Source organism: Erythrobacter sp. (genome assembly GCF_036351135.1).
Taxonomy (GTDB): Bacteria; Pseudomonadota; Alphaproteobacteria; order Sphingomonadales; family Sphingomonadaceae; genus Erythrobacter.
In genome coordinates this window covers 33,334-44,778 of the sequence record NZ_JAZBON010000022.1, presented here as the reverse complement: position 1 = coordinate 44,778, position 11,445 = coordinate 33,334, and the positions used below count along the sequence as shown (strand labels likewise).

Here is an 11,445-nt window from a genome sequence, read left to right as displayed (position 1 = left end):
GCCTTTCACGCGCGAGCGCCTGTACCCTAGCGCGTGACCTTTACCGAACCGTCACCCACGATCGCAAATGCCGACCAATAGAAAGGATGCGAAGTTTCCGCATCGTCCATCAGCGCCAGTTGCGAGCGCTGCAACGCGGCAGCAGTTTCGCTGTCGCCCTCGTCGAAGAGTCCGCCGATCAGTCGCTTGGTGGCATCGAAATCGTCGGGGACCGGCCAATGGCTCGCCAGCACCGTGCGTCCCCCGGCGCCGACAAAGGCGCGCACCAGCCCGTCGAGCGCAAAGTCGCCTCCCGAGGTAATGCCGGCCTCCAGCGTCGCGCCTACCGTTGCGCTCCCGGCGGTATCGCAGGCCGAAAGGATGACGAGGTCGGCATCGAGCCGCAGACCGAAAATCTCGGAAAAGCTCAAAAGGCCGTCCGAATCCCCGTCGCCGAACGAGGTCAGCAGCGCCGGGCGCGGCGGACATTCGGGTTCAGGCGCGGTGACGAGACCGTGCGTCGCGAAATGGAGGATGCGATATTCGCTCAGATTGCCGAGTTCCTCGATCCGCGCGTCGGTGAAGGCGTCTTGCGTCAATACGTCCGCACGGTCCGACCCTGCTCCGCCGAAACGGGATGCGGCGTCGTAAAGCTCATCCGCTTGGATCGGGTTCGACCAGATCGCCGGTGACCAGATGCAGTTCTCGCCCCCTGCGAGCGCCGAACGTGTCCGCGCGGTGCCAACGGGTCCGTCGCCGATCGGCGTGTTTTCTCCGAGGCCAAGATAGGCCTTGATCGCGTCGCTCGGCGGTGCGGCGCGCACGTCGCGGAACGCCGTTGGCGCGACTGCCGTGCTGATTTGCGAGGCGCGGCCGAGCCACGCGACACCACGGAAATCGTATTCGTCCGCCTCGGGCTGCGCGATGCGCTGCTCGTATCGCTCGACGCTCTCATCGTTCGTCACCAGCAGATTAATCGGCAGCTTGAGCATAGCGCCGTCGGGTTCGAAGATGATATGGCGATGGGTCGGCAAGCGGTCGGCGATTGGTTCGAACAGCCGCACATAAAGCTCACGCGAGGTCGCCAGATCGAACGGGAAGGTGGTGACTTGCCCACCATCGGCGATGGCGATGCTTTCGCGCAGGGTCTGAACGATGCCTTCGAGCTGTTCTGGCGTCGCATCCACACGGTAGGCCAACGCATCGTTTGGCGTGATGTAGACCATGTAAACATCGCCATCGAGCGCGACCATCTTCACATAGGCTTCATCGCCGCCGAGAATGGCCTGCATCCCTTCCAGGCTCAACGCGCCGCCGGAGACCGCGCGGAAACGCGGATATTCCGCAAGCTTCTGCAGCACCTCGGCCTGTCGCTCGACAAGCGCATCGAGCCTCTCGCGGCGTTCGATGAGCGCCGCGGCGGCCTGCGGATTGACGTCCGCCTGCCCTTCGACCTCGACGATCGAGGCACGCATGCGTTCAACCGCGCGGCCCAGATTGACGCTGCGCCGGAACAGCAGGGACGCCTCGTCGCTGCCACCCGAAAGCTCACGCGCGAGCACGGCCTGCGTTTGGGCAAGGCCCGGGCGAAGCAGCAATTGGCTCGCCGCGAACAGATCGCCCGCCGCATCGGCGCTCGCTGCGTCGCCCAGGAGAAGGTCGAAATAATCGGCGAGGTAGGTGCGTAGGACTGTCGCCGGTCGTCCTTCCGCCCGCGCAACGATATCGCGGTAGAGATCGAGTGCTTCACCCCTCCGATTGTTGCGCGCGAAAAAGCCCGCAAGTTGCGCATTGGCGCTGTAGAAGGCGGGCGAATCGGGATAGGCGTCGGCCAGCAACGCGATGCCCTGGCCGTGCAAGGCTTCGGCCCGCGCGAGATCGCCCGACAATTCGGAGAGTTCGGCAAGTTCGCTCAGGACCTGGGCGCGCAGCCAAAGGATCGAGACAACCCGTCCGCCGCGCACTTCGGCAAGCGTCGTATTGGCGCGCATCAGTCGCTCGGCGGCCTCTTGGTTGCGCCCACTCAGCCTTAGCGCCGTGGCACCCAGGTAGTCAGCCTGCCCATCGAGCAATTGCGCACGTTCGAGCGGCGTGAGCGCTTGCGACAACGCCGGATCGGTCGCGCTCTCGCTTTCCGCGGCGAGCCGCCGAGCAAGCGCCGAGCCGATCTGCAGGTTGCGGATCGCGGAAGTCTCCCCGAAATCCGCGGCAAGCGGCTGGGCGAGCAAGGCGAGCGCGCGCTCCGGCTCGGACTGATTGAGCGCGTCGATCGCCTCGTAATTGCGCTGTAGGCGTGCCAGCACCGGGCTTGCCGAAGATGTCGCGCGGGCCGCGTCGAACCGGCGACGCGCCTCGGCGTAGTTGCCAAGATTGGATTGCAGCAGCCCCTCGTTGAGGCGCGCTTCGGTCTCGCTTGCACCATCGAGAGCATCGGCGCTGGCAGCGAAGAATTCCGCCGCCTCTGCGAATTCGCCCGCATTGGAGCGGCGGTAGGCCTCGGCAAGGGACTGGTCTGCGGTAATCGAGGTCGCCTGCTGACGAACGAAGGCGAGGGAATCGGTGGTCTGCGTAAGCGGAATGTCGACCTCGCCGGGAACCACCCGGTCGGTCGCAAGCGAGGCGACGCCCAGCTCGAGCGCGCGCGAATAGGCCGACAGGCCGGTGGCGGCGAACGTCCGGTTGCCGCGTTCGCCGACCAGCAATTCGGTGCGGATGACGCTGCCCGGCCGTGCGCAAATCAGACGCTTGCCGTCCGCCAGCCCCGGCGGCATCTCCGCGTCCTCGCGTTCGGTGCACGAGGCGCCGGTTCCGACGAAGCGTTCTGCGGCGCTGTCGGCCATCCGGCCGCGTACGATCCACATCGTTCCGATCGCCGCTGCCGCGTCGCGGCACAGGATGTCGTAGCGCCGATCGAACAGGCCCGCGCCTTCTTCGGGCGCCTGGATCTGCGCTTCGCAAAGGCCGTTGGAGCCAATCGGGAAGGTATCGCGCAGGCTGATCGACTGCTGCTTCGCGGACTGCGCCGGGCCGGGGGCGGACCACATCGCAGTGAGCCCGACCGCCGCCGCGGTGCATAGGGCAAACAGCCTCCTCACGACTTCACTGGTCATCGGATGCCTCCTCTCCGACTTCGACGGTGCCGGTCTGCGGTCGGTAGAGAGAGGAATCGCCGCCCGAGGCGACGGCATCGCCGACATCCGTTTCCTCGTCGATCTCATCGCTTTCGACGAAAGCAGGGAAGTCGAGGCCGAATTCCTCGTTGCTCTCCTCCCCGCTGATCGGAACCGGAACCGCCGACGAAACAGCGGCTTCGACGACCTCTTCATTGGTAATCTGCTCGAACACAACCTGCACTTCCGGCGGCAGCTCGGGCGGCGGCGGTGGTGGCGGTGGCCCCGAGATCGGAGGCGGTGCCGGCGTCGGCGTCGGCGTCGGTGTAGGCGTAGGCGTCGGTGTTGGCGTCGGAGTGGGCGTGGGCGTAGGCGTAGGCGTCGGTGTCGGTGTCGGTGTAGGCGTCGGGGTCGGTGTGGGCGTTGGTGTAGGTGTCGGCGTAGGCGTCGGTGTCGGTGTCGGTGTGGGCGTAGGCGTAGGCGTAGGCGTCGGCGTCGGCGTCGGCGTTGGCGTCGGCGTTGGAGTGGGCGCAGGCGTAGGTGTCGGAGTGGGCGCAGGCGTAGGCGTCGGCGCCGGTGTGGGCGTCGGCGTTGGCGTTGGCGTTGGCGTTGGCGTTGGCGTTGGCGTTGGCGTGGGTGTTGGGTTGATTATGGTGCCGCAATCGCTTGAACTGATGAGGCAATCGTTGAACGAAGACTCGTCCGTATAGCTGGCCGGCTCGGACCCGCCGCCGAAGAATTCAACTTCGTTGAAGAACGTTTCGCCATCGACGAACTCACCCGACCCATCGAGCCGCGCGCCATAGGCGAAGACATCCAACGTCGAGGGGGAAAAGCTGTCTTCGGGGCCGGAGATCGACAAGCCGCCGGATCCGACAAGAATTCCGCGAGTTTCTCCGACTTCGCCCTCATTGGCTACAAGAAGTTGATCTGCGATCCGTATCGTAACCTCATCTGCGACGACAGAACCGGGACCGCCCCCGCCAGCCGTGGCGAGAGCCTCGTTCCGTCCGGCAAAATCAGGATCGGCCCGAAGCTGTGCGATCAAGCTCGCATCGGCGACCCAAACATTGTCCGCCTCAAGGGTAAGCGAACCGGATGGCAGAATATCGCTGTCGGTGATCGTAACGCGTCCCGGCGTTACCACTTCGATTCGCTCGAAATTCGAGAAAGACAGGCTGTCTGTGCTCAGAGCGTCGATGTAGTCGACCTGCCCTTCGACCCGGGCGATACCGCCCGAACCGAAGATGTTGACGCTGAACGCACCATCGTCGCCCGATCCCACGATCGTCGCATCGCGAATGAGAAGGTCGGCCTCGTCGGCGCCTGCTTCGGTAATCGTCGGCGCGAAGAAGTTGAACCGACCGACCTCGAGCCGTGCGATCTCGTCCTGTGTCAGCGCATATTCGCCTTCGACGAGAGAAGGATCGCCGCCGAGGATGGTGGGAAGGCCATCGTTCGCGATCGAAGCGAAATTCATGACCGGCGCGCCGATACGCGCGCCAAAGTTGATCGCGATATCCTCGGAAGTAAGCGAGAGCGACGCCCCGCCGAAGCCGATCGCCGCATCGTTATCGCCGTCTATGACGATCGTTCTACCTGAATCGATCGTGATCTGCGCGGTGGGTGCTGACAGCGAAGGACCGCCGATGATGTTGCCGTTGGCGGTTTCGATCTGGAAACTGTTGCGAACATCGACGTCGAAAGTCCCGCTGACGAGGAAATCGCCGCCGGTCGCCGAGATATTCGAGGAACCACGCTCACCGAAATCGTCGCTACCGAGCGCTGTACCAGTGAAATTGGTAACGGCGAGTTCGCCGTCGTCGATATCGATTGTGAAACGGCCGACGCTGTTTGCCGGGCCGCTGTCAAAGCCACCGGTCGCTTCGGCGCTCACAACCAGGGTGCCGACGTTTACTTGAGGCGCGCCCGTGAATTCGACATCACCGATATTGACATTCACCACCCCGCCCGAGGCGCTTCCCCCGTCAGAAGAAAAGCCGTTAGCCAAAATGAAAGCGGTGCCGATATCAGCGATTGCATCGCCGAAAATATCGAAATTCGCACGACCCGCATCGGCGATCCCTCCAGCAGCAGTCGAGAGATCTGCACCTGAGTCAGCATTCGCATTCAAGAAAACAGAATTCACATCGATGTTGCCGCCATCCACGAACAGACTGGCCGAACCCCCATCGGTATCTCCGACAGCAACGGTTCCGAAACGCGCGAAGGCAAAGGCTAGTATCTCGAGCGTGTCACTCTGAACATCGGCATTGACGGCGGAGAAGCTCGCGTCGCCCGCTATCGCCGATCCACCCACCTCGCCATCGCCACCGTCAGGGTTCGTTTGGGCGGTGATGCGCCCGGTCGCGGTGAGCGATCCGCCATCGAGACTTATCATAGCCGAACCCGAGGCCGCATTACCGCCATTGCCCTGAACATCAGTGCTTCTCCCGGCCGCCCCGCCATCGCCGCCGATGGGATTATCGAAGATGAATATGTTTGCTGCGCTTATCGAACCGTTGTCGATCGAAGCTCCGCCGAACCCTAGGGCTTGGATCGAGAGCAGGCCCTCGCCACCCGTAGCGTTACCGCCATCGCCGCCACTCCCGCCCGAGGCGAGGCCATCGCCTCCCGCGCCCCCGAAGCCCCCGAAGTTGGCGCTGATATCCCCGCCTACAATGAGCGAAGCATTGTCGCGGCCGACAAGGATGAACGCGCCGCCCTCTTCTTCGACATCTGGTCGACCGCCAAAACCATCGCCGCCCGCGCCGCCCGGTCCGCCGTTGCCGCCCGAGCCGCCTGCTCGGAGGAGCAGGTCAGTATCGACGAGAAGGCTGGCACTTTCCGTTTCAGATCCCCCGACGAAAACTTGTGCAAGACCTCCACGGCCGACGCCGCCAGTTCCGCCCGCTTCGGAAGCATCGCCGCCAGTACCGATAGCGCTCATCGAAAGTGCCGTTACATCGACAGTGCCGAGCGCCACATTGACTATCAGTTCGCCAGCATTCCCAGCGCCGCCACTTTGTGCTCCGGTACCGCCCGTTCCCCGAGCAGACATGAATATCCGATCCGCAAACAAGGTACTGTTGTCGACAAGGACACGCCCCCGTCCGCCAAAACCCGAACCGCCGGTGAGGCCGTTGACGGTCGAGCCGCCGAAACCCGAAGTTTGAAGAAATACATCGCCCCCGATGTCGATCGAACCGAACGCTGCCTCGCGGTCCTGGATAATAGTGGAGGATTGGCCGCCGACCGCATCACCGCCGTCCCCACTTATGGCCGAGCCGCCAAACGTGTCCGTGAGCAAACTCGCATCGCCGAGAATGACGATATCGATCTCGCTCCCATCGAGAACCGCTTCCCCGCCGAAAGCAACGCCGCCATTTGCATCAGCGCCGCCATCGCTAGCGTTGCCGCCGCGCGCGATCGCCTGCGCTGAAAGACTGTCGATCGTGACCGAGCCCTGCGCCGAACCGAGAATGCCCGCGCCGCCGCCATCGGCAGTTCCGCCCGTACCGCCGTCGCCGCCCACGGCAGTGCCGAACAAAGTAACGTCGGCGGCGGTTATTGTGCCGGCGGTGCCAGAGAAGATGGCCAAACCGCCAGTCCCATCGCCGCCGACGCCGTCGCCTTCTTCCCCATCGCCACCGATCCCCCCAACGCCTTGCGAATCGACATTAACGTTTCCGAATGACGCCGTGCCGGCACCCACCGAACCGTCGCCATCGAGGAAGGCAAGCCCCGCCTGTGCCGCCCCACCTGTGCCCGACCCGCCGGCACCGCCGGTGTCGAAGGATATCGATCCCCCGCCGGCGCCGCCGAAGCCGATGGCGCTTAAAGAGGTTGCGCCGCCAACGCTTATCGAACCGTTGTCGCCGCCGGCTAGCAGGTAGGCGCCGCTATTGGGCGTGGTTTCGACATCCGCCTGGTTGGGCGTGTCGAACTGGCCGCCCACCCCGTCACCGCCCGCGCCGCTGCCGAAGCCGCCGGCGCCGCCAATGCCATCGGCGTTGAGGATGGCGTCGCTGCCGATCGCGAGCGATGCGGTCTCCATCGCCGTTCCATCGGCCTGGAAAAAAGCATTGCCGCCCTCGCCGCGCCCGCCATCGGTACCCAAACCGGCATTTCCGCCAGCGCCGCTCGCATTGGCATTGCCCGAACCGGCAATGTCGATCGAACCGATCGTAACCCGCGCTCCGGCAATCCCGGCGAACGCGTCGCCGCCCCCGGCTCCACCATCGCCGGCCCTGGCCGATCCGTCGGCCGCGAAGTCGCCGCCGATGGTCGCATTGCCACCCTCATTAATTAACATGCCGGCGATCCCGCCCAGGGCATCGCCGCCCAAACCGTTCGCATTAGAACCGCCCTCGGCCCTCGCGGACAGACTGACATTGCCGGTGATATCGATGGTGTCGTTGCGGCGAGTGAATATCTGCGCGTTGCCCGCATCTGCTAACGCGCCCTGATCTGCCTCGTTCGAGCTTCCGGCAATGGCATCAGCGGCCACTAGAACATCGCCCCCGACATTGAGAGAATCAGGCGCGCTATCCATCGTGACAAATGCGGTGCCACCGAAAGCGGGCGATCCGGTCGAAGGGTTGAAGTCGTCGCCATCCGCACCGAAGGCATCCGCAGCCACGGTGAGATTACCATCGACGGTCACGTCCCCGTCGAATTCAATATTCACTCGCGCCGCACCACCGCGAAACTCGTTGCCTTCCAGCACCGTTTCGGCAAACGAAGAGGCCTCAGCCGAAGCCAGCACCTCGGCAAAGCCGTCGATGGTCACTTCGCCGCCTTCGCCCGCATTTATTGAGGCGTTGCCGCCCGTGGCCGATCCGGTTGCCTGGCTTTCGGTATCGAGACCCGCGATCGCTTCCGCCGTCACGCGAACGTCGCCGTCGATCGTGACGATCCCGCCGAAACTGCCGCTCAGGACCGCAGTACCGCCGGTCGCGGCGGCTTCGCCGATCCCGTCAAAACCGCCCGACACTTCGCCTAGGTCGAGCGAGGAAACCAGCACGTCTCCAGAGATGGCAAGGTCGCCACCGTCAGAAGCGGAAGCGACCGCGAAAGTGGTGCCGTGCAAGATCAAGTCGCCCGTCACATCAATCGTGCTCTCGATCGCTTCGATGAACACTTGATCATTGGCAACAGCGGTCAACGAACTGGTCGCGATCAGCGAGCCGATAGCAATCTCGCCGTTCGTATCGGTGGTCGCCAACCGGTTGTCGAACACCGCGTCGATACCCTCCGTGGTCGACGCTCCTGCAACTGTTCTTCCGTCCACGTCGAAGTTGGCCGACAGGATGATCTCGCCGTTGACGATGCCGGCGCTGGCTGCCGGTTCGAAGCCGAGATTGCCGCCAAACAATAGCGAAATCGGATCGGCCGCGGCGCGCGCTACGGCGTAGATGATGTGATTGTCGCCCGCGCCCGTGCTCGACGGACCGCCAACGTCGCCCGACAGACTGATAGCATTGGTCGCTTCCGTGCCGGTGACGACTTGGATGTCGAACAGTCCGTTGGAAAAGGACAGGTTGATCTCGTCGCCAGCGACGAACGCCTGACTGCCGTTGACGTCGGTCGTTCCGAAAACCCGGATATCGGCAGCCGTGACCGCGAGGTAGGAGTTCTCGGCAGTGGCGGTGATTTGCGCGCCGAAATCGAGCCGGATGTTAGCACCAGGGAAATCGCTGTCGCGCGCCAGTTGCAGCTGACCGCCGCTCTGGGTGAACGCCTCAAAACTGGCGTTGGAAACGTCGAGCGTCGTCAGGATCAGGTTGCCGACATCGAACACGGCATTGTCGCCGATGATGAGACCGGTGGGCGAATAGAACGCCACCGTGCCGCCAGGACCGCTCGACTCCCCGGCGCTGTCGACGATCTGCGAAATGACCGTCCCGTCCATCACGACTATGTCGCCATTGGATGACGGCATGATGCGGTTGAGCACCGCGAAATTCGAGCCGGGGTTGATGTCGCTGCTGTTCTGGAACGTTGCGGTGGCGCCGGTCGGAAGGAAATCGAGAGCGTTGCCGCCCGCATCCTCCAACGGCGTCCAGTCGATCACCGCGGTCGGGGTCTCGATCTCGATGATCTCGCTGGTCCCATCGACGATCACCCGCTGATAGGTGCCCAATCCGCCATTTTCGGCATTGGCGTTGAACGCCTGTGCCTGTGCCCGCTCGGACGCAATCAGCAATCCCATCGCCAGCGCGGCGGAGCCGCAGCCGATCAGGAATTTCGAGCGATTGGTGTTAGAGCGACCCATATCAATATCTCCAGGGTACGAGGCGAGCGGTGATCGAGAACATGAAGCGCACGTCGGGCTTCTCGAGGGCCAGGTCCGGCCTTTCGAGCGGGACCGCCACGAAGGCGTCGGCCTGGAGGTTAGAGCCCCAGATCGCGCGCATTCCTCCACCGACGGACCAAAGCTCGTCGGGATTGGCGGCAACACGGCTGGGATCCTGATTCCAGGTCACGACGACATCGGTGAAGGCGTAAGGTTGAACCGCGACGGCATCCACCGCCGCGGGCGCGAGCGAGCCGTAACGCAGCTCGAAGGCGGCGCCGACGCCATCGTCGCCCAGCGCCGAACCGGGATCGTAACCGCGGCCGATCGAGAAACTGCCGCCTGCATATTCTTCGAAGGCCGGCAGCGGATCGGCGGCGATCTGCGCGCTCGCATCGAGCGCGACGGTAAAGAGCGGCGTCGGTCGATATTCGAAACCGGCGCTGAACCGCGCGAGCAGCGGCGTCGGATCGCCCTCGATCCGGCTTGGCGGAGCGGCGCCATCCGCGGTGCAGGCAAGTGGATCTGCGCGACAATCCTCGCTTGCGGAGAACACGTCGATCCCCTGACGCAACTCGGTCGCCAAACGCGCGCGCCAGCGCGGCTCGAAAGCGTTGTAACCGCCGATATTGCGAATGCTCGCAAAATCGGTCCAGTTGGTGTCGATCCGCGCGTACAGCGTGCGCACCCGGTCGCGCGAAAGCGTGAAGTCGTTCAACTCGACGTTCTGATCGACCAGATCGAACCCGCCGCTCAGAACTGTCGATGTGCGGCGCGAACGCTCGAGCGGGTAGGATGCGAACACGGTTGCGAGCACCGTCTCGGACTTAAGGTCGAAGCCATCGAGATCGAGGTCGGGGTCGGTCTCGCTATAGGTCACCTGTCCGCCCAGGCGTAGCCCCTCGCTGCCGACCGCGAAATCGTGGCCAAGCTGGTAAGTCTGCTGTTCGGAAAACTCGACTGTGCTGAAAACTGCGAGCGTGGTGCGATCGCCCAGGCCGGTGAGGTCGAACAGCTCACCGCGCAACAATCCGCCGAAGGGTCCGAGCGTTTCCGAACCGAAATTCTGAATGTTGAAATCGACCTGGCCGCGCCTGCGCACCACCGCGATTTCGCCCAGCAGATCACCCGGCTCGCCGTCCGCCGCCGGGCGCAGAGAAAGGCGCACGTCGGTTCCGGGCAGATCGTCGGCGAGCAGCAGGTAGCGTTCGGCATCCTGCGTGTTGAAGACGTCGGCCTCGGTCAGTTTTTCCAGATAGGAGGCGACCAGCGCCTCGGAAGGCCCGGCATCTCCGCGCACGCGCAGCGCCGCAAGACGGCCGAAAACGACGCGAAAATCCGCTACGCCGTCGCTCAGGTTCTGTTCCGGTATCTCGACCGTCGCCAGATAGCCTTGAGAGCGCAGAATGGCGTTTGCCTGCGCGCGAATGTCGCACATGACGGCAAGCGGCAGTTCGCGCCCGAGATACCCGTCATACGCCTCGTCCAGCGAAAGGCCCGGCACGCGTTCGAGCCCGGCGAAATCGACCCCGCTTAAGGTCAGCGTAATATTGGCATATTCCGCCCGGTCGAGCACGCAGGGCGTACGCTCGAGATCGCCGTCGATCGTCAGCGTGGTGGGGCGTTCGTCGCGCCGTTGTTCGGGCGGGGTCAGCTGAGTGCGCGGCGGCGGGGTAAGTTGTGGCGGAACCTGATCCTGAGCGCGAGCCGCTGCCGCAGGAACAAGCGCGCCTGCCGCAATGCCGAGCGTCGACGCTACGCCGGCAAACATCCGGCGCTGCCGAGCGACCAGATTGACGCGAGATGGCCCCTTGCCCCCGAGAGGTTGCTTATCGACCAAGAATATCCCCCATATTCTCAACACGGAAGCGCGCGGCGCCCCGCTCCCCAATGCGACCCGGGTTTTCGACAAGAAGCGATCGAAGGAGGCGAACGGTCTGATGCCGTTTGATACGCCGCCTCGCCGTCATCGCGTAATCTCCGCAAACGCTGATAGCTGCCTGAATGGCAAAAACAAGGCGTTCGCCGGCAAAACGAGGCAAATGCGAGCACTTTGTC

At 63.9% G+C, this 11,445-nt stretch carries 3 protein-coding genes; all 3 read right to left on the bottom strand.

Translation table 11 applies throughout. From position 1 onward, the window contains the following. Positions 1 to 26 precede the first annotated feature (26 nt). From V2I30_RS06105 to V2I30_RS06095, 3 genes are read right to left on the bottom strand one after another with little or no spacing between them, the layout of a single operon-like run. Entirely contained in the window at positions 27 to 3,089 is a 3,063-nt protein-coding gene (locus V2I30_RS06105; RefSeq protein WP_330661196.1) for a CHAT domain-containing protein, read from the bottom strand. Beyond that, on the bottom strand, positions 3,079 to 9,366 hold the full coding sequence (locus tag V2I30_RS06100; RefSeq protein WP_330661195.1) for a beta strand repeat-containing protein: 6,288 nt from the start codon (positions 9,364 to 9,366) through the stop codon (positions 3,079 to 3,081). Before V2I30_RS06100 ends, V2I30_RS06105 begins: the two co-directional genes overlap by 11 nt. A 1-nt stretch (position 9,367) precedes the next feature. Continuing rightward, complete coding sequence (locus V2I30_RS06095) at positions 9,368 to 11,158, bottom strand: ShlB/FhaC/HecB family hemolysin secretion/activation protein (protein ID WP_330661193.1); 1,791 nt, start codon at positions 11,156 to 11,158, stop codon at positions 9,368 to 9,370. Positions 11,159 to 11,445 lie beyond the last annotated feature (287 nt).